Below are 18,051 nucleotides of genomic sequence, written 5' to 3' on the forward strand. Positions count from 1 at the left end.
GTCACTCGTGGCCGACCGGAGCGAGATATTCCTCGTCCGTCACCTTCTCCATCCAGGTCACGTTTGCGCCATTGACACTCTCTTGGATCGCTATGTGGGTCATGGCATTGTGGGGTGTGGCGCCGTGCCAATGCTTGTGCTCGGCTGGGCACCACAGGATGTCGCCGGCATGGAATTCAAGCTTCGGGCCGCCTTGGACCTGGGTCCAGCCGACCCCCTCGGTAACGATGAGCGTCTGGCCTGCCGGGTGGCTGTGCCAGGCAGTGCGCGCGCCCGGCTCGAAGCGTACGATCGCGCCACTGACGCGTGACGGGTCGGGGCGCTGGAACTGACCGGTGACGGTGACCTTGCCAGTGAAATAGTCGGCGGGACCATCGACCGTCTTCATGTCTTCCTTGCGCGTGATTTCCATGTCTTGGTTCCTCTCAGGTGTGGGGGCAGGGACGTTCGGCCCCATGATGGCGAACGCCGCGATAAAAACGGTCAGCATGGCGTGGTCGCTCCGGTCGGCGCCGCATTGGCCATTCGAGCATCCAGCGCGGCCAGCAGCGCACCGATGACGAGCAGGGCGGCGCTGGTCAGGAATGTTGCGCGATATCCGCCCGCGTCGAACAGAAGCCCGCCAGCCGAGGCGCCCAACGTGATCGCGAGTTGAACCACGGCCACCAGTAATCCGCCGCCAGCCTCGGCATCGTTCGGAAATCGGCGTGCGACCCAGGTCCACCATGCCACTGGCGCACCGGTGCCGACGACACCCCACAGCGTCAGCAGGACTGCAGCAGGAACAGGACGCGAGCCGACGATCACCAAAGCGCAGGCGATCATCGCGAGCGCGACGGGCGCCATGATGAGCGTTGCAGGCAGGCTGCGCATGACGAGGCGGCCGAAGAGCCAGGTGCCGAGCAGTCCGCCGGCGCCCATCAGCAGAAGCACGATCGACAGTGTTGAAACGCCGAGTTGTGTCGCGCCCTCGAGGAACGGTCGGACGTAGGTGAAAAGCGCGAACTGGCCCGCGAATAGCATCGCAACGGCCGCAGCACCGATCCGTGTAGTCGAGCGCCGCAGCATGCCGAGCGCGCTTGCGCTATTTGCCCGGTCGGACGGCATCGCCGGTAGCGTCAGCCACTGCCACGCAAATGTGAGGACAGCGAGCGGCACCACGATGAAGAACGCGCCGCGCCAGCCGATATACTGGCCCAGGAAGCTGCCAAGTGGCGCAGCGACAGTGGTCGCGAGGGCGTTGCCTCCATTCAGCACTCCAAGTGCACGCGGCACCTGATGTTTGGGCACCAGCCGCATCACAGTTGCAGCCGAAATGGCCCAGAAGCCCCCGACGACGATGCCGATCAGGGCTCGCCCGATCATGAACACGAGATAGTTCGGCGCCAGGGCTACTGTCAGGCCAGACAGGAGCATGACGAGGGTGAGACCCAGCAGCAATTTACGACGATCGATACCGCGCGTTATGCTGGGAATCGACAGGCTGGTCAGCACCGCGAATAGGCCTGAGATGGCGATGGCCTGGCCTGCCGCGCCCTCGCTCAAATTAAGGTCCGATGCGATCGGCGTGAGAATACTGACCGGCATGAACTCCGACGCGATCAGCGTCGAAACGCACAGCGTAAGCGCAAGCACCGCACTCCAGCCGGTCCGTACTTCGGTAAGCGGACCGGCGATGGTCTCCGGTTGATCGAGGACAGCAATTTGCGCCACGCAGGGCCTCCGTGCGATGCCGCGGACAAGATGGCCCCGGGGTCGACCCAACGGATGTAGGCTCTCAAGGCCAGGCGGATTACCCGAAGTCTATGCGATGAAGCGATGAGCGTTCCTCATCGATCGCCTGTCGATCACAGCCCTAGCGGCCGCAGCTCGCGGATAAGGTCGATCAACAACCGCAGCCCCATTGGAAGCTGGCGACGGCCGGGATAATAGATGTGAAATCCGGAGCCCATGGCCGCCCAGTCTTCCAGGACGAGGCGCAGTCGGCCGACAGCTACTAGGGGTGCCACGACGGGCTCGGGCAAATATGCGAACCCAGTGCCGGCCAAGGCCAGCGTCAGCGCGAACTGAGTTTCGTCCAGGGTGATGGCCCCTGGCACGTCGATCGCGATTTCATCGCCGTCTTTCTCGAACTCCCAATGATAGATGCTGTCGTCACCCAGTCGAAGCCGGAGGCAGTGGTGATTTGCCAGATCTCGTGGATGTGCCGGCGTGCCATGTCGGTCGATGTATGCTGGCGCGCCTACGATCACCCAGCGTATGTCGCCCGATAGCCGCTGTGCGATCATGTCCTCTGGCACCGTCCCGCCCCAGCGAATGCCGGCATCCGCACCTTGCGCGACGACGTCGACAAGGTGATTTGTGACCGTGACATCGACTGCGATCCCAGGATAGCGCTCCACGAACACCGGCAATACCGGCCCGAGCAGAAGGGAACTGGCCTGTTCCATGACGTTTAAGCTGATGCGACCGGCCGGCTCGTCGCGATAGCGATTCAAGCCATCCACCGCGATGCCGATTGCTTCAAATGGATCGGCTAGTTCCGCGCGAAGCTGCTCCCCTGCAGCGGTCAACGTGACGCTACGGCTCGTTCGATTGAGAAGGCGCACGCCTGTCCGCGCCTCCAGGCCTTTGAGGGAGTGGCTGAGCGCCGACGCGCTGACGCCCAGCTCAATACCCGCGCGTCGAAAGCTACGATGCTTTGCGATGGCAAGGAAATATGCGTAATCCGCGAGGTCGGTACGGCTAATGCGCATTCGCCAACTCTGCAGCCACATCCGCCTCTACGCAAGTTTAGTGAGCCGCGCTCAACGCCCACGGGGCGAATGATCTCTACGCTTCCTCAATAGTCCGCGTTGCCGCGAGTGCCAGCTAGACCGGATATGAGGGTTCCTTGCTCGGAGCTCGACGCCGAGCCGGATCTGTCAGCGATCGCCATTGCGTCGCAATGAGCTTCGGCGGAACATAGGTAGAACATCGCCGATTCTGTAGCTCCGGTCTGTATCGATTCTGAGGAGCTGCGTGTCGTGGACCATCAAGCAACCGCTGTCGTCGAGGCAATTCAGGAGGCGCCGGGATGGGTGCGCGTTGGTATCACCGCGCCGACCCCCGGGATGCGTGAGCGCGACCGAAACTCGCGACTATGATCGCACGACGTCTCGAAGAGCCACGCGTCGCAGGGGCCGTCGATCAGTTTCGCCTTGGGTTCTAGCGACTGGGCTGGTCGTCCACCGAATAGAATCTCGGATTGTGTAGCCAGGCGTTGATCGCGGACTCATACCATCCGGCGCAGCGGGTGCTGATCTTGATGCTTGGGGGAAAGCTGCCCGTCTGCATCTTGCGGTACAGCGTCGCCCGGCTGAGGCCGGTGCGTTCGAGGACGGTCTTGATCCGGAGGATACGTTCCTGAGTGTCGGTTGGCATGGCTATCACCTTGGGCTTTTGTGCGGCGTGGTGGTGCTCCCTCGGAAAGGCTGCGCGCGGGCTGGCGACTGCGCAAGAGGCCTAGGAGTGTCAGTGGGCGCCAATGCGCGCCAAGCGTGCACAAACGTACAGCAGCGTAGATTCAGTGGTTTAGGAAGGAGATCTCAGGGCGTCTCACGCTCCGCGTGACCGCGCTCTACGCCGCGAAACGCGGCGCCGAGTCGCGATGCGTCTCGGCCCATCCGGGTGACGATCGCTGACGTTGCAACGCTCCGGTGGAGCAATCCTGCCGGCAGGCGCCGGCCAACGGAACGCGATAAATAGTGAGCGTGCGCTGGCGGACTTCTGTGAAGCCGCCAGGGACCGCAGCGCCTGTTGTTGTCCGCGTCGCACACTCGATCCGGCCGGAGGGCGCGGCGGCGGCTGGCGCACCGTTGCGCGCGCACTCCGCCGCGACGGCCGGCCGGATCCGAGAGAGCTGTCTTCGATGGGCTCCTGCGGAGCCGGCGCTGGCGCGCCATGCTGCGGACGCCGCGCGTTGCGCGGCGGCGTTGGCCTCCGGCACTCGAACTGGCGGGGTGGGCGTCGCTACCCTCTAGCCCCGCCGCAGCATGCCGCAACCTGGGCTCTGCCCAGGTCCTCCACTGCGTTGCGGCCCTGCGGGTGCGGCCCGCTGCTCAAGCGGGACTGCCGGTTCGCTCCTGCCGCCCACCCCGCCATTCCGGCGCCGGTTGCGGTGGTTGAGGAGTAAGGAAGATGGAACTCAGGCACATCCATATCGCCAATCTCTGCGTCTCGGCTGCGAACATGCGCGCCAAGGGCAAGCCGGACATCGCGAATATCCTGCCGTCGGTACGGGCGCGGGGCATTCTCGTGCCCCTGATCGTGCGGCCATCGGACGGGGAGGACCGGTTCGAGGTGGTGGCGGGCAAGCGGCGCTATCATGCGGCGCTGGCGGTCGCGGAGGAGAGCGGGGAGCGCGAACCGTTGCCATGCGCGGTCATGGCGGCGGGCGACGATGCGGCGGCGCTGGAAGCCTCGCTGATCGAGAATGTCGCGCGGCTGGACGCCGACGAGGTGACCCGCTGGGAGAGCTTCACCCGGCTGGTGCGCGAGGGGCGGACGCCCGAGGACATCGCACTGACCTTCGGGCTGACCGAGTTGCAGGTGAAGCGGACGCTGGCACTGGGCAATCTGCTGCCGCGCATCCGGGGCCTGTACCGCAAGGGCGAGATCGACGTGGCGACGGTGCGGCATCTGACGCTCGCTTCCAAGGCACGGCAGCGCGACTGGCTGGTCCTGCTCGACGATCCCGAGGCGTACACCCCGACCGGGCACCCGTTGAAGGCGTGGCTGTTCCGCGGTGCTTCGATCCCGGTGGGAGCAGCGCTGTTCGACGTGGCCGATTTTTCCGGGGAGGTCGTTTCGGACCTGTTCGGCGAGGAGCGCTATTTCGCCGATGCCGCCAGCTTCTGGGCGGCGCAGACGCCTGCCATCGAGGCCAAGGCCGAGAGCTATCGGGAAGCCGGGTGGCGCGAGGTGGTCGTGCTTCCGACCGGCGAGGCGTTCCAGAGCTGGGAGCATGAGCGCTGCCCGAAGCGCAAGGGCGGCAAGGTCTTCGTCGCAGTCGGATCGCGCGGCGATGTCACCGTCCATGAGGGCTATCTGTCCCGCAAGGAGGCGAGGAAGCAGGACATGGCTGAGGTGCTAGACAAGCCGGTCCGGCCCGAGACGAGTTCTGCGATCCGCAACTACGTCGATCTGCACCGGCACGCGGCGGTGCGCGCCGATCTTGCCGGGCACCCTTCGGTCGCGCTGCGGCTGATGGTGGCGCATGCCATTGTCGGGTCGCCGCTATGGAATGTCCGGATCGAGGACCAGCACGCGGCGAGCCCCGAAGTCGCCGAGAGCGTGCGGGCCTGTCCGTCCGAGGCGCGGTTCGCCGAGAAACGGCAGGCCGTGCTGTCGCTGCTCGGTTTCGAGGCGGACGCCGCGACCGTCACCGGCGGCTATGACGGCGATCACGGCGTGGCCGGGCTGTTCCTTCGCCTGCTCGAGCTTCCCGATCCTGCCTTGCTCGACGTGGCGGCGGTCGTGATGGCCGAGGCGCTGCAAGCTGGCTCCGCGCTGATCGAAGTGCTGGGGCTGATGCTCGGCACCGACATGGCCACGGTCTGGCAGGCCGACGACACGCTGCTCGACATGATCCGGGATCGTGACGTGCTCGGCGCGGTGCTGCGCGAGGTGGCGGGCGATACCGTGGCCAAGGCCAACGAAGGGGCGACCGGCAAGGTCAAGCGCCGGATCGTGCGCGACTGCCTCACCGGCAATGGCCGCGCCAAGGTCGAAAGCTGGGTGCCGCGCTGGATGGCGTTCCCACCCGCTGCCTACACCGGGCGGGGAGGGGTGCCGACCGTCACCCGCGCCGCGCAGGTCACGAGCCTCTCCGTCACCCCTGAGCCGCTGCGTCAGGCGGCCTGAGCCTCCATGCTGGCGGCCCCGCGCCGCCAGCTTCCTTCGTGTCGGGAGACTTCCCATGACCGACCAACTCGATCCCCGGCTGGCGCGTCGGCTGCGGCGCGCGATCCGCAAGCTTCCCCGCGACCAGCGCGACGTATTCTGTGCCATCCGGTTCGACGATCTCGACTATTACGCGGTGGCGGAACGCTTCGGTATCACCGTCGCCGAAGTCGAGGCGCTGTTCGCCAGGGCGATGTACAACTTCGTCCGCATGGTCGATGCGCCGCCGCGTCCTTGGTGGCGCTTCTGGTGACCTCCTGCCGCGCGGGCTTGCCCCGCGCGGTTGTTCTTTTGCCTCCTGCTCGGATAGGATCGCGGCACATGCGTACCGACATCGATCATCTCCCGCCGGCCAAGCAGCGCGAGCTGGAACGCGTCGTCCAGATCCTCTTCGAGGAGTTCGGCGACGCGATCGCCATCGCGACCTCGGATTGGAAGAAGAACGCGCGCATCCTCAAGGTCGTCCTGTACGGCAGCTATGCGCGTGGCGGCTGGGTCGATGAACCGCACACCGCCAAGGGCTATCAATCTGACTTCGATCTGCTGGTCATCGTCAACAACGACAAACTGACCGACCGCATCGAATTCTGGGCTACGGCCGAGGAGCGCCTCAACCGAGAACTGGCGATCACCAAAACGCTGCGGACCCCGGTCAATTTCATCGTCCATACCTTTGCCGAAGTGAACGATGGGCTGGCCCACGGACGCTATTTCTTCATGGATATCGCCCGGGACGGTATCGCGCTCTACCAGAGCGAGGATACCGAGTTTCATCAGCCCAAGCCAAAGACGCCCGAGCAGGCACTGGCGATGGCGCGGGAGTATTTCGAGGATTGGTATCCGAGCGCGAGTAAGCGGTTCGACGGCGCGAAATTCCACCTCGCTCAGGGCAACCTGAAGGATGCCGCGTTCGACCTCCATCAAACGGCAGAGCGCCTCTACCACTGCGTGCTGCTGGTTTGCACTTTCTACACGCCACACACCCATAACCTCGGCTTTCTCCGTACGCAGGGCGAACGGATCGATCCGCGCTTGATCGAAGCATGGCCTCGCGACAGCAAGCCCGATCGCTCGCGCTTCGAGAAGCTCAAAGAGGCCTATGTGAAGGCGCGCTACTCGAAGCACTATCGGATCACCGAAGAAGAACTTGCGTGGCTTGGCGAGCGGGTCGAAGCGCTCGGTCAAGCCGTGCAGGTAATCTGCGAAGAGCACATCGCCGCGCTGAAGCGTAGCGCGGCTGCCTAGGTCGTGAAACCATAACGGCAGCTATCGGCGCGAGGGCCGAATGTCCGAGATTGGGTGGGAAGCTGCCGTTTGGAAAGCGGCGCACGCAAGGCTGCTAAGCGCCCTAATTGTCGTCGTTCCGCGCACAAAGCCACACCGCGCAAAGGCGACATCGCTATTCACTTTAATTGCCAGCGGAGTTCAGACTTGGGACCGCGCCCGAACCCGACCTCTTCGCTCCTTTTCAGTGATCACTTAGGCACCCGGCGGTCCGCAGCCTCGAAGCGCTCGTACACGCGAAGCTCCGCCTTGAAGACAGGCTCGTCGGGATGGGCCATGCACTCGCGAGCCACTTCGTTTCCGATAGCAAACATGTCGTGCTGCACCGCCGCGGCACCCACCGCGGACCCGTTCGCATAATTTAGCCCCGACCAGAAGCCGACGATCCAACGCTCTAGGGCTTGATAGGCGAAAGGACTCAACCTCGCCTCCGCGTACGCTTCCCGACAAGAGCTAAGGCCGACCCCGGATACGAAACCTTGGGGTGTTCCCGTCGACACTAGCATGAACGCCAGCGCTATCATTTTGGCTCCTCTATCAGCTTGTGGTTCATCATCTCTTCAGGGCCCATCTTTGCAGCGCGTCAGTCCATTTGCTGCGTAGTCAACACTCCAGGTGACAGCAATTGTGGCGTTAGCGGCGAGGCCGTTTGGGTCGGCCGCCTCGCCGCTGACTAGCCGACGATGGTGGCTAGCTGACACTCCAACGCCGCTGATCCATCAGCTGTCGCAGCGTTTGCTGCCCGGTCCACAAAGCTGCCGTCCACCCGCAATCTCGCGCACCAGCGACGTTGAGAACCTTGTCGTCGATGAAGAAGATTGCCTCCGGTGCGAGGTTAACGGCTGCTTCCACGGATCGGTAAAATGCCCGGTCTGGTTTTGAACAGCCCAGCGCGGCGGAGTAATGCAGACCATCGAACTTGCTGCGGAAGTCAAGACGGTCCCAAAGATAAGCTGCCCGCTCATGTTCCTGGACCGTCGCGAGGTGGACCTCGATGCCTTGGCAACGCAGTGCCTGAAGTTCAGCGAGCAAGCGGTGAGCGATGTGCGCGTCGTTGCTAAACCAGTAGTCAATGATGACGTCGCAAGTTGCCAAAGGCGATATTTCTGCGAGGGACGGCGCAAGACGGTCGCGCAGTGTAGCGCGCCCATTTACCACGTCATCCCAGTGCTGCTCAAAGAAGAACCGTTGCAGCGCCGCAGCTGGTATGCCCAAGTCGCGCTCCAAATTAGCGCTCCACCCCCGTTCATCCGGGTGCGTGACGAGAACGCCATCCACATCGACCATGATCGCCCTGCGCTGCATGCTCTGATCACACCACGCGGCGCGATAATCAGCAAGGTCCGCAATCGGCGTCCGCATCCGTAGTCAGCTTTGCCGATCTCGAACGTTCGAGGCGGGTGCGAGCGGACGGAAGAGTCGTGGTCGAAATGATAGCGGGGCCGATTCGCTAATGTCAAAGCTCCGCCGCAGCACGATCTGCGATCATAATGATCGCCTCGTGATGCTGGTGCCAGGCCGCCCAAACGCTTTCCGCCCAACGCCGTATCGCCGCGCTATGCTCGTCGGAGCCGTTTGCCTGAAAGGCATGTGCGACTGTGATGGGGCCAAGGTGTTCGGGTGGCGCAAGCCAATCGAGCGAGGCCGACGAGCGTGTAAGGGATCCGATCACGCGGCGTGCAAACTCGTGGGAAAGATCGCGCTCGAGCGTAAGATAGAGGCCTGCGAGATGGACCCAGACGGACTGGATGGCTCGCCGTTCCGGCTTGCCGGGATGTTGAGCCGCGTAGGCGTCGACTGTCAGGCGATGCACTTTCATCAGCGCGGGGCTTGCGTATTCGCGAGCCAGAACCTGTCCGTACAAGGCCCAGCATGATGCGGACGCACCGAAATAAGGATGTGCCTCGCCGGAATGAGCCGGCAATGCCACACCGCAATCGGGGCAGATCTCCAGAGCTGCTTGAACCATGCAGTCAGCATAACTGCGCAAGCTACGTCCGCAACTGGCTAGCCAGCCGGACCCGTCGGCGTCTGCTATTAGGGCGACAGCTGACAGTCTGCTTTTATGAGTCGGGCCTAGCTGCTGCTGCTTTCGCCGAGTGCGGCGGCGATCATCACGGCGAGCGCTTCCTCGGCGCGTTCGCGTGTGCCGGCTTCCTTCGACTGCAACTCTTGTCGAATCCAGTCCGGCGTCCGAGCAAAAGATGGCGGCAATTCTCGCCTGAAGAGTTTCGCTCATTCTGCGCTATGACGGCGTATCGCCTGTCGCGGCAAGTGCGAACGCGCGCTTGCCGCGCCGTTGCCACAGCGCCAGAGCGTCGCCGCGACTTTCGCTGCGCAGCGTCGCGGCGGCCTCGCTCATGATCCCGAACAGCACCGCTCGATCATCGTCGGTCAGCTCCACCAAGCCAGCTTTCACAACGAGGCCACCAAGCTCGATCAGATGGCGCGTGCGCTCGCGGCGCTTCACCGCCCAGGCCCGCTTGTCGTCACGCGCGATACTGGCCTGCAGGCGGTGGCGCGCCGCCGTCGCCCGATGCAACGCGCTGCCGATTGCCGTCAGTGCCGCTGCGAGGTGCGGCCGCGCGCTGAAAGAAAGTGGCGCCGCGCGTGCGCCAGCCCTCCTTCGTCGAAGCATCCTTGGTGTCGGCGGCGCTCAATAGCGCGCCGGCCAATTGCTCGATCGGCAGCGCGTCGGCGCCACTGGCGATCACCAGCTCGCCCAGTTGGCGCAGCTTTTGTTCTCGAAGCTGCCGAGCCTTGTCGTTGAGCGCCTTAAGCTCTGAGTCGTAGTCACGGGGTTTACGCATTGCTCGATCCTCATTTGAATGATGAGGGTCAACCAGTTATCGCTGTTATCGATCAGCGACAACGCCCTGAAACTTCATGGGATTACGCAATCCCGAGAAAGATGAATTCTTTGGAGGGCGCGCTTATACGTCGTGCCGACGTCGCTTGTTAGGTGTAGTTGGTATGGTCGCCATGGCGATCTACCACTTCTCGGCCAAGATCATCTCTCGCGCTAACGGCTCGTCCGCGCTGGCGGCTGCCGCCTACCGCTCCGCCTCGCGGCTTCACGACCGGCGTCTCGATCGGCATCACGACTTCTCTAACAAGGCTGGCGTCATCCACTCCGAGGTGTTGCTGCCCGAGGGCGCGCCCGAGCATCTCGGCGACCGCGAAGCGCTCTGGAATGCGGTCGAGGCGGCCGAGAAGCGGATCGACTCGCAACTGGCCCGTGAAGTCGAGTTCGCCATTCCGCGCGAGCTATCCCCAAAAATGGGGATTGACCTCGCGAGAGAATTCGTTCGGCGCGAGTTTGTCGATCGGGGCATGGTCGCTGACCTCAATGTCCATTGGGATGTAGGTGCCGACGGGCTGGCCCGGCCGCACGCGCATGTAATGCTGACGTTGCGCGAAGTGGGGGAGGATGGGTTCGGCAAGAAGAACCGCGACTGGAACCGCACCGACCTGTTGGAGAAATGGCGCGAGCGCTGGGCCGAACACGTCAGCACCCGCCTGGCCGAACTCGATATCGATGCGCGAGTGGATCACCGCTCGCTGGAAGCGCAGGGCATCGACCTTGAGCCGCAGCACAAGATCGGACCGGCGGCGTCGCGCATGGCGGCGCAGGGGCTTGAACTCGAACGCGTCGACGAGCATCGCGAGATCGCGCGTGCCAATGGCGCGAAGATCATCGCGGAGCCGCGGATCGCGCTCGACGCGATCACCCACGGCCAGGCGACATTCACCACGCGCGACCTCGCGATGTTCGCGCACCGCCATAGCGACGGGAAGGACCAATTCGACCGTGTCATGGCCGCCGTGCGGGGCTCGCCCGAGCTGATTGCTCTGGGCAAGGATGGGCGTGGTGAAGACCGCTTCACCAGCCGCGACATGATCGAGACCGAACAGCGGCTGGCGCGCAATACGCAGGTGCTGGTGGAGCGAGAGCGTCATCACGTTCCCGATCGAGCGAGAGATAGCGCGACTACCAGTGCGGAGCGACGCGGCCTCGTGCTCTCCGCCGAGCAGCGGTCGGCGTTCGAGCACATCACCGGCGGCAAGGACCTCTGTATCGTCGTCGGTTATGCCGGCACAGGCAAATCCGCGATGCTGGGCGTCGCGCGGGAAGCTTGGGAGGCGGTTGGCTATCAGGTCCAGGGGCTCGCGCTGTCGGGTATCGCCGCCGAGAATCTGGAGAGTGGTTCAGGCATCGCGTCGCGCACGATCGCCAGCATCGAGCAACAGTGGGCGCAGGACCGCGAACTACTCACCCGCGATCATGTGCTGGTGATCGACGAGGCTGGTATGATCGGCTCGCGGCAGATGGAGTGGGTGGTTGCGGAGGCCGAGAAGCGTGGCGCCAAGGTCGTGCTGGTCGGTGATCCCGAACAGTTGCAGGCGATCGAAGCCGGTGCAGCATTCCGGTCGATTGCCGAACGATATGGCAGCGTCGAGATCACCGACATTCGCCGGCAGCGCGAGGACTGGCAGCGCGATGCGACGCGCAAGCTCGCCACCGGCAGAACTGGCGAGGCGCTGCAAGCCTATGGCGAGCATGATCGCATTCACGCGGCTGAAACGCGCGAACAGGCGCGCGCGGATCTGATCGATCGCTGGGACCGCGATCGTATCGCGGCGCCGGCAACGACGCGGATCATCCTCACGCATACCAATGATGAGGTGCAGGCGCTCAACCAGGCCGCACGCGAGCGTTTGCGTGCTGCCGGGCAACTCGGCGGCGATGTCGTAGTTCGTGCGGAGCGCGGACAGCGGACCTTTGCATCAGGCGACCGGGTCATGTTCCTCAAGAATGAGCGCAGCATGGGCGTGAAAAACGGTACGCTTGGCATTGTCGAGAACGCGACGAGCGGGCGCATGGTCGTGATGCTGGACGATGGTCGCTCGGTCGCCTTCGATCTCAAGGACTACGTCCAGATCGATCATGGCTATGCCGCCACGATCCACAAGGTGCAGGGCGTGACCGTCGATCGGACGCATGTGCTGGCAACACCTGGGCTCGACCGGCACGCGGCCTATGTCGCGCTGTCGCGGCACCGCGACCATGTCGACCTGCATTATGGCCGGGACGACTTCGCCGATCCGTCGAAGCTGGTTCGCACCTTGTCGCGCGAACGCGCCAAGGACATGGCCTCTGACTACACCCGCGACTTTGCCGACCGGCGCCAGATCCAATTGCCGGCGCCGATGGCGGACAAGGCCAAGCCCGCTCCATCACGCGATCCGTTCGCCGGGCTCGATCTGCGGCCAATATCGCCAGCGCCGTCGCGAGGCGTGTTCGAGGGTATGCGGCTCGCGACGCAGCCCCCGCGCGTTGCCCAGCCTGTCAGTTTGGAGAATGCCGTGCAGCGTTTCGCCCGCGCGGCGGCGGACATCCTGCGTTTGCGCGGTGAGGGCCACACCGAGTTGCCGCATCAACGCATCGCCTATGACAAGGCGCGCGAGGCGCTGGATGCTGCGCGGCCCGAAGCATCGCGCGATCTGCGCGCAGCCTTTGCGCGCGAGCCTGACTTGGTTGCGGCGGCTGCCCAAGGACGCACCAATACCGCGATCCGGGCCATGATGCTTGAAGCAGAGGTTCGGGCTAGCCCGCAGATGCGCGCGGACCGTTTCGTCGAAGATTGGCAGAAGCTGGCAAAGCAGCATCGCGCGTTTCGCAATGTTGGTGACGATGCAGGCGCGCGTGCGATCGGAAGCCAGATGAGCGCGATGGGCAAGAGCCTGGAGCGTGATGCGCAGGCCGAGTCGCTGGTGCGAAAGCGGCTTCTCGAACTCGGAATGCGGCCGAAGGAGGGGGCTTCGATATCCCACAGCATCCAGGATTGGCTCGGCATCTCGCGTAGCCGCGGGATCGGACTGTAGGCGTTGCCAATGGACCAGGAAAACACCCGCGACGTCGACACCAGCCTTGCCGCGCATGCGTTCGGCGAACTGCGTGCAGAGATCAGCTTGCTGCGTCGCGCCGTCGAGCGACTGACCGACGAGCGCACCGCGCAGCCCGACTATACGCCCAGTCTGGAGGATATCTCAAAGCGCATAGACAAGGTGGCGGCGTGGGCAGGGCGTATCGCCGAGCATCCCGCTATGGCGCTGACGCCAGAGCGCATCGCCCGCGACGTTGCCGCGGCCGGAGCGACCATTCGCGAGCAAGATCATCAGATGTTGCAGCGCGCAGCCAGTGGCATGGATGACGCCGTCGAAAGGATCGATGCGGCGTTCGCTCGCGGACGATCAGCGGCGGCGCAGGATCGTGAATTGCTGCACAACCGGACAGCGTTTGCCGTCGCAGGCATGGTGACGTTTGCAATTCTTCCGGGTGCCGTTGCTCGATCGCTGCCGGTGAGTTGGGCGGTGCCCGAGCGCATTGCCGCTCGCATGCTTGGGACCGACATGTGGCATGCAGGTCAGCAAATGATGATGAAGGCGGACCGCAAACGTTGGGAGCAGATTGCTGGCAGCGGACCTCGAATGACGCAGTCAAAAAAGGGGCAATGACCGCTATGCATCTAAGATGAAGATTTTTCCCATCTCCACCGAAGAATCATAGATCTACATCTAACCACTTAGCATAGGCGCGCACGTTAATCATTGGAACAGTTGCCTTTTCTTGTAGGCGAGCAATGAGTTCGAATAGGAACGCGGTTGCAGGCTTCCCGATCGGAGTAACAACCGCGCATTCATTTGCTTCGCAGCTGAAAATGCCGTGGGCCGCTACGCAGCCAAGGTCGAGACGCTCCTCGGAGTTCGCTGCTGCCAAGGCCGCGACCAAAGGATCACCCAGGCCGGGGCTCCAGTCGCTTTGGAAGGTCAGCAAGCCACCTAGAATGTGAGCGAGCGGCTTTGGTGGGTAGATGCCCCCAGCATGTGGGATGGGCAGGCTGGTACGTGTGAGCTTGCGGACGCTCGCAACCTTCTTGCGCGCATAGGCGACTTGCTCCGCATTGATCGACTGCTTGGACTCGAACACGGCATACACGCTCTCGGCCGGCACCACGATCTGACCTTGAAAGTGGAATATGAACGGTGAGTATTGCCGGTCGAAAATTACGACATCGATCTGGTCGCTGAAGGCGCCGGAGCTATCGACCACATGGGCCGACGCCGCCTTGTAGCGCTCGGGTAAATATTTCTGCAGAAGTTCCAGCCAGATGCCTTCACTTGCGTCCCCTTTTGTACCCGGATGACCGAAGGCTCGACGAGCAACTTCAAGCCGCTGCTGAATCTCGTCATGCAGTCCCGAGAGGAGCAGCGGCAGGGACCAGTTGCTCATTGTGCTCCCACCGCAAGACCGGTGTCCTGGAAGGGCGGCGTCGGCATCATCGCGGTCGCAATTTCCAGTGTGCGAGTGCCGGACACGGCACGATGCGGATAGGCATCGAGCACGATCGCGGGCAGCAAGCGCTGCATCAGGTCCGAGAAGGTGAAACCGGGTTTGGATCCCGATCCTCCGGTCAGTCGGACTAGGGCCTCGACATTGCGAGCATCAACACCGAGGGGCTGCAGCCGCGTCGATAGGATGTGTCTGCGTTGTACGTCGTTTGGGCGAGAGAAGGTGAGAATATCGGCCGCGCGCCTCCGGACGGCCGGATCCAATGCGTTCAGCCGGTTCGTGCACATGATCACGGCAGCCGGGAGTCGAGATCCTGCAAGGCGATCGATGCCGCGAATAAAGGCATTCACGCCGGCGCGATCTTCATGATGCATCTGCGCGGCTTCGCGGGACTGGGCCAAGGCGTCCGCCTCATCAACCAACAGGATGACAGCGCCGCGTGCCTTCCCCGTTGCCGCCTTGAGCTTCGTAGCCGCTTCAACAGTATGGTCGAAGGCGGCGGATAGCAGCTGGGTCATCTCACCAACCCGCCCTTGCCCGCGGGTCGCGAGACTTAGTGGAAACAGCGTGATATCGATCCGCTCCTGTCGCGCGACCGCATCGCCGATGGTCTCTCCGAGCTCCGTTTTTCCGGAGCCAACGTCGCCTGCAAGAACAATCAACGGCGGCCGGCGCAGTACGACATCCAGCAACCCTGCCGCACCCGCTGCGTGAAATTTGGTAGCCCACTGTTCGAGGCCTGCTGGGTTGACCAGGAGACCCAGAATCTTGGTGAGGCGATCTTTTTGATCGTCCAGGCCGACGAGGCGTGCAAGCCGAGCCTGGGGTTCGAAGTCAGGAAACGTGACGCGGCGCTCGAACAGTTCGTCAAGCGAAGGGCGGCTCTGCATTAGTAGCTCCTCACAGTGGACCGATCGAGCGCGCGGCCCCCGGCCGAATAGACTCGATCATTGGCGAGATAGCCGCTCACCGGGGGCTCGTTGCCCGTGCCCCTTTTGAAAGGCAGCCCCGTCTTGAAGGTCTCGCGCTCGGTATCAGAGGCGAGATAATAGGCGTTGCTATAGCTGAGGAAGCTCGTGAACGCTGCGCCCGAGACATCCTTCCCGGGGCGAATGCGGCCAGGGTCATCGTCATTTGCACTGTCGCCGGCAAGGTCGCGCGAGGTGTACCGCAAAGTCGGTTCGATCCACGAGCCATTGCGCTGAAATCCATAGGTGACATGGTCGAGATAGCCTGCCTTCATCAGGGCTACCGCTTCGGCTTCATAGTCGGCGATCATGTCGTCCGATGGACGACCATAGAGGCGCTGGATGCGCTTCAGATCTGTGGCGATCTTCGCGGCCATGTGTCGGGCATGGGTGATCGTGAAGGTCGTGGACTCGGTATAGCTGTAGCTCGACATCGCACTTACACCTGAAAGGAGGAGCCAAAGACCTTCTGCCAATAGGCCACGGTCAGCTGTTTGGTGGGCGCTGCCAGAGCCGCATCGATCGCATCACCGGCGTCGAGCGCTGCTTTGACGATCAGGTCGGCGTTGGTTGCGGTGTAGAGCCGGGCGACATTGTTGGCGCTGTTAACGGGATCGATGATCTGAACAGTATCGTAGAGCGGCCCAACGGTGGTGGGACTATAGTAGTCAGGGAACACGATCCGTTGTCGCAGGTCGCTCGTCGCGACATAGGTGAAAAAGTGCTGCAAAGCCTCCGGATAGTCGGAGAGATCCAACCCGTCGTCGCACAGCTTGGCCATGATCATCTCGATCATGAAGGATTTGAAGCGGAAGCCGTCTTGTTCCTGCTTGAGGCGACGTGCCCAGAACTTGATCAGTCGCACCACCTGCGCGAAGTGCTTAGCCTGCGCCTTCTTGCGCTTGCGCGTGAACTCGAGGTGGAGAGGAATGCTCGTCTTTAGGAAAGAGCCATCTTCCTGACTGACTAGATTGCCGTACCAGCTCGGATCTCCGTCATACAAAATCGGGACGACATCCACGTCCAGTCCGGAGCCTTTGAACGACACGGTGACCGAATAGGTGTTCGGCGTAACTTGGTCGGGCGTAAAATTCGGAAACGCCTTCCGCAGCCGTTCCGCAAGATATTGCAGCAGTTCGGCTACCGAATGCGGCGCATCCGCGCCACTGATGTAGCACCCCACGTCGATATCGTTGAGCGAGCGAAGCGCGGTGCCCTTGGCGAGGCTACCGGAAAGCAGCATCTTTTTCAGAGTGAAATCCGGATGTTCATCCAGATAGGTCTCGAGCTTGTCGCGCAGGCGTTTCGCTTGCGCGCGATACTCGTCCGCCTTGTCCTTTGGCAGGTTCACGCGGTCCTCGGCGAAGCGCACGATGTCAGCGTGAGAAACGTGTTCACGGCTCACCAACGGTCCCCTTTTTGACGATCCGCTTGACCTGCGAGATCGGATAGGCGAGTCGGCAGTCAGGACCCGCTGCAAAACTTGATGGGTAGGGTTTTGATACCCGTCAAGAGACTATATGGATAATTTTTTATGACCGAGGATCGTCGTCCGTGGACGCACCATCGCAGGATGGAGTTCATAGAATGGAAGCTCTTTTGGGAGGGGATGCTCAATCGATCCGACTTGGAGCAGGTGTTTGATATCTCGACGCCGCAAGCCTCGGTGGATCTGCGGCAGTATCGTGAAGCGGCACCTGCAAACATTGAATACAGTGCTTCCGACAAAGCGTTTTTGCCGGGCCGGCATATGGTGCCCCACTTCCTCACCGTTTCGGCGAACCGGCTTTTGTTGCAACTGCGGGCTTGGTTGACCGGGGCACTTCCGCGTCAAGAACTCTGGTTCAAGACCTTGCCACCTGTCGATATGGCGCCCGACATTGTCCGAAACGTCGATCCGCGGTGTTTACAGCGCGTCCTGCGGGCGATCCGAAACCGCGAGAGCATCAACATCCTCTATCAGTCGCTAACCAACTCGCGTTGGCGCGAGATCGCACCGCACGCACTCGCGTTCGATGGCTATCGCTGGCACGTCCGCGCGTGGGCGTGTGACCGGAACGATTTCCGCGATTTTGTCCTCAGCCGGATCAGTGAAATCGGCGAGACTGGCTCGACGAATTATGATCCATCCGACGATGTCGAATGGGATACGCGCATCGCGCTCGAGCTATATCCCCATCCTGGTCTCACGGCCGAGCAAGCGTTGGCGATTCAACGCGACTTCGACATGATAGACGGTCGTCGCGAGATCGAAGTGCGCTTATCGATGGCCTACTATTTCATAAGAAGGATGAATCTTGATCTTGCTGACCTGCCTCCCTCGCGAGTGCAGATCTGCCTTAAGAATATCGATGCGGTTAACGCTGCGATTGCGGAGGCTAGGGCGGAAAGCAAGCGTCGCGTGGGTGAGCGTTCAGCTTCTCAACACCCGCAGGACTAAGGTGTCAGTCGGTGCTACCGCGTCGACTTCTATTGGTCACGACCAAGCAATGATGTCATCAT

At 62.6% G+C, this 18,051-nt stretch carries 20 protein-coding genes; 7 read left to right on the forward strand and 13 right to left on the reverse strand.

What is annotated here, in order from left to right; genetic code table 11:
* Position 1 precedes the first annotated feature (1 nt).
* The 3 genes from AC3WJI_RS07030 to AC3WJI_RS07040 form a co-directional block, all read right to left on the reverse strand.
* The gene (locus AC3WJI_RS07030) at positions 2-490 is read right to left on the reverse strand and encodes a (R)-mandelonitrile lyase (protein WP_492756545.1); all 489 of its coding nucleotides are present in this window, start codon (positions 488-490) and stop codon (positions 2-4) included.
* Positions 484-1,713 carry an MFS transporter gene (locus AC3WJI_RS07035; protein WP_492756546.1) on the reverse strand — a complete coding sequence of 410 codons (1,230 nt, stop codon included), beginning with the start codon at positions 1,711-1,713 and terminating at the stop codon, positions 484-486. Before AC3WJI_RS07035 ends, AC3WJI_RS07030 begins: the two co-directional genes overlap by 7 nt.
* Positions 1,714-1,847: 134 nt before the next feature.
* Entirely contained in the window at positions 1,848-2,756 is a 909-nt protein-coding gene (locus tag AC3WJI_RS07040; protein ID WP_492756547.1) for a LysR family transcriptional regulator, read from the reverse strand.
* A gap of 270 nt (positions 2,757-3,026) precedes the next feature.
* On the opposite strand from AC3WJI_RS07040, the gene AC3WJI_RS07045 reads away from it, so the two are divergent.
* Positions 3,027-3,146, forward strand: a complete 120-nt coding sequence (locus tag AC3WJI_RS07045) for a DUF6771 family protein (RefSeq protein WP_492756548.1) — start codon at positions 3,027-3,029, stop codon at positions 3,144-3,146.
* A gap of 61 nt (positions 3,147-3,207) precedes the next feature.
* Here the strand turns inward: AC3WJI_RS07045 and AC3WJI_RS07050 are convergent, their stop codons facing one another.
* Positions 3,208-3,423, reverse strand: a complete 216-nt coding sequence (locus AC3WJI_RS07050) for a helix-turn-helix transcriptional regulator (RefSeq protein ID WP_492756549.1) — start codon at positions 3,421-3,423, stop codon at positions 3,208-3,210.
* A 756-nt stretch (positions 3,424-4,179) separates the two neighbouring features.
* Between AC3WJI_RS07050 and AC3WJI_RS07055 the strand changes: the two genes are divergently transcribed.
* The 3 genes from AC3WJI_RS07055 (at position 4,180) to AC3WJI_RS07065 (ending at position 7,188) form a co-directional block, all read left to right on the forward strand.
* Positions 4,180-5,904, forward strand: a complete 1,725-nt coding sequence (locus AC3WJI_RS07055) for a ParB/RepB/Spo0J family partition protein (RefSeq protein ID WP_492756550.1) — start codon at positions 4,180-4,182, stop codon at positions 5,902-5,904.
* A gap of 55 nt (positions 5,905-5,959) precedes the next feature.
* Positions 5,960-6,196 (forward strand): sigma factor-like helix-turn-helix DNA-binding protein, encoded by a 237-nt coding sequence (locus AC3WJI_RS07060; RefSeq protein WP_492756551.1) that lies wholly within the window; start codon positions 5,960-5,962, stop codon positions 6,194-6,196.
* 68 nt (positions 6,197-6,264) lie between these two features.
* Positions 6,265-7,188 (forward strand): HEPN domain-containing protein, encoded by a 924-nt coding sequence (locus AC3WJI_RS07065; protein ID WP_492756552.1) that lies wholly within the window; start codon positions 6,265-6,267, stop codon positions 7,186-7,188.
* A gap of 230 nt (positions 7,189-7,418) precedes the next feature.
* Here AC3WJI_RS07065 and AC3WJI_RS07070 read toward each other — a convergent pair whose 3' ends face one another.
* The 5 genes from AC3WJI_RS07070 to AC3WJI_RS07090 form a co-directional block, all read right to left on the reverse strand.
* Entirely contained in the window at positions 7,419-7,751 is a 333-nt protein-coding gene (locus tag AC3WJI_RS07070) for a hypothetical protein (protein ID WP_492756553.1), read from the reverse strand.
* 166 nt (positions 7,752-7,917) lie between these two features.
* Complete coding sequence (locus tag AC3WJI_RS07075; RefSeq protein WP_492756554.1) at positions 7,918-8,532, reverse strand: HAD-IA family hydrolase; 615 nt, start codon at positions 8,530-8,532, stop codon at positions 7,918-7,920.
* A gap of 151 nt (positions 8,533-8,683) precedes the next feature.
* Positions 8,684-9,196: a DUF5946 family protein gene (locus tag AC3WJI_RS07080; protein WP_492756555.1), complete on the reverse strand. Its 513-nt coding sequence runs from the start codon at positions 9,194-9,196 to the stop codon at positions 8,684-8,686.
* Positions 9,197-9,472: 276 nt separating this feature from the next.
* Positions 9,473-9,697, reverse strand: a complete 225-nt coding sequence (locus AC3WJI_RS07085) for a conjugal transfer protein TraD (protein WP_492756556.1) — start codon at positions 9,695-9,697, stop codon at positions 9,473-9,475.
* 19 nt (positions 9,698-9,716) lie between these two features.
* Positions 9,717-10,037: a conjugal transfer protein TraD gene (locus AC3WJI_RS07090; RefSeq protein WP_492756557.1), complete on the reverse strand. Its 321-nt coding sequence runs from the start codon at positions 10,035-10,037 to the stop codon at positions 9,717-9,719.
* Between the two features lie 172 nt (positions 10,038-10,209).
* Here AC3WJI_RS07090 and traA point away from each other — a divergent pair, with 172 nt between their 5' ends.
* Positions 10,210-13,113 carry a Ti-type conjugative transfer relaxase TraA gene (gene traA / locus AC3WJI_RS07095; RefSeq protein ID WP_492756572.1) on the forward strand — a complete coding sequence of 968 codons (2,904 nt, stop codon included), beginning with the start codon at positions 10,210-10,212 and terminating at the stop codon, positions 13,111-13,113.
* A gap of 9 nt (positions 13,114-13,122) precedes the next feature.
* On the forward strand, positions 13,123-13,746 hold the full coding sequence (locus AC3WJI_RS07100) for a DUF6118 family protein (protein WP_492756558.1): 624 nt from the start codon (positions 13,123-13,125) through the stop codon (positions 13,744-13,746).
* 46 nt (positions 13,747-13,792) lie between these two features.
* Here AC3WJI_RS07100 and AC3WJI_RS07105 read toward each other — a convergent pair whose 3' ends face one another.
* Genes AC3WJI_RS07105 through AC3WJI_RS07120 form a run of 4 tightly spaced genes read right to left on the reverse strand, consistent with a single transcriptional unit; the run spans position 13,793 to position 16,954 of the window.
* Entirely contained in the window at positions 13,793-14,521 is a 729-nt protein-coding gene (locus AC3WJI_RS07105; RefSeq protein ID WP_492756559.1) for a DUF6602 domain-containing protein, read from the reverse strand.
* The gene (locus tag AC3WJI_RS07110; protein ID WP_492756560.1) at positions 14,518-15,471 is read right to left on the reverse strand and encodes an AAA family ATPase; all 954 of its coding nucleotides are present in this window, start codon (positions 15,469-15,471) and stop codon (positions 14,518-14,520) included. Before AC3WJI_RS07110 ends, AC3WJI_RS07105 begins: the two co-directional genes overlap by 4 nt.
* Complete coding sequence (locus AC3WJI_RS07115; RefSeq protein ID WP_492756561.1) at positions 15,471-15,983, reverse strand: HORMA-1 domain-containing protein; 513 nt, start codon at positions 15,981-15,983, stop codon at positions 15,471-15,473. The genes AC3WJI_RS07110 and AC3WJI_RS07115 overlap by 1 nt, the downstream gene beginning before the upstream one ends.
* A 5-nt stretch (positions 15,984-15,988) precedes the next feature.
* On the reverse strand, positions 15,989-16,954 hold the full coding sequence (locus AC3WJI_RS07120) for a CBASS oligonucleotide cyclase (protein WP_492756562.1): 966 nt from the start codon (positions 16,952-16,954) through the stop codon (positions 15,989-15,991).
* Between the two features lie 129 nt (positions 16,955-17,083).
* On the opposite strand from AC3WJI_RS07120, the gene AC3WJI_RS07125 reads away from it, so the two are divergent.
* Positions 17,084-17,989: a helix-turn-helix transcriptional regulator gene (locus AC3WJI_RS07125; protein ID WP_492756563.1), complete on the forward strand. Its 906-nt coding sequence runs from the start codon at positions 17,084-17,086 to the stop codon at positions 17,987-17,989.
* Positions 17,990-18,051: the final 62 nt, after the last annotated feature.

The organism is Sphingomonas sp. FW306-1B-B10E (assembly GCF_058782005.1).

Coding starts and splice junctions, on each gene's coding strand:
- AC3WJI_RS07030 (WP_492756545.1), bottom strand. CDS start 490: ATGCTGACCGTTTTTATCGCGGCGTTCGCCATCATGGGGCCGAACGTC.
- AC3WJI_RS07040 (WP_492756547.1), bottom strand. CDS start 2,756: ATGCGCATTAGCCGTACCGACCTCGCGGATTACGCATATTTCCTTGCC.
- AC3WJI_RS07050 (WP_492756549.1), bottom strand. CDS start 3,423: ATGCCAACCGACACTCAGGAACGTATCCTCCGGATCAAGACCGTCCTC.
- AC3WJI_RS07055 (WP_492756550.1), top strand. CDS start 4,180: ATGGAACTCAGGCACATCCATATCGCCAATCTCTGCGTCTCGGCTGCG.
- AC3WJI_RS07060 (WP_492756551.1), top strand. CDS start 5,960: ATGACCGACCAACTCGATCCCCGGCTGGCGCGTCGGCTGCGGCGCGCG.
- AC3WJI_RS07065 (WP_492756552.1), top strand. CDS start 6,265: ATGCGTACCGACATCGATCATCTCCCGCCGGCCAAGCAGCGCGAGCTG.
- AC3WJI_RS07070 (WP_492756553.1), bottom strand. CDS start 7,751: ATGATAGCGCTGGCGTTCATGCTAGTGTCGACGGGAACACCCCAAGGT.
- AC3WJI_RS07075 (WP_492756554.1), bottom strand. CDS start 8,532: ATGCAGCGCAGGGCGATCATGGTCGATGTGGATGGCGTTCTCGTCACG.
- AC3WJI_RS07080 (WP_492756555.1), bottom strand. CDS start 9,196: ATGGTTCAAGCAGCTCTGGAGATCTGCCCCGATTGCGGTGTGGCATTG.
- AC3WJI_RS07090 (WP_492756557.1), bottom strand. CDS start 10,037: ATGCGTAAACCCCGTGACTACGACTCAGAGCTTAAGGCGCTCAACGAC.
- traA (WP_492756572.1), top strand. CDS start 10,210: ATGGCGATCTACCACTTCTCGGCCAAGATCATCTCTCGCGCTAACGGC.
- AC3WJI_RS07100 (WP_492756558.1), top strand. CDS start 13,123: ATGGACCAGGAAAACACCCGCGACGTCGACACCAGCCTTGCCGCGCAT.
- AC3WJI_RS07105 (WP_492756559.1), bottom strand. CDS start 14,521: ATGAGCAACTGGTCCCTGCCGCTGCTCCTCTCGGGACTGCATGACGAG.
- AC3WJI_RS07110 (WP_492756560.1), bottom strand. CDS start 15,471: ATGCAGAGCCGCCCTTCGCTTGACGAACTGTTCGAGCGCCGCGTCACG.
- AC3WJI_RS07115 (WP_492756561.1), bottom strand. CDS start 15,983: ATGTCGAGCTACAGCTATACCGAGTCCACGACCTTCACGATCACCCAT.
- AC3WJI_RS07125 (WP_492756563.1), top strand. CDS start 17,084: ATGACCGAGGATCGTCGTCCGTGGACGCACCATCGCAGGATGGAGTTC.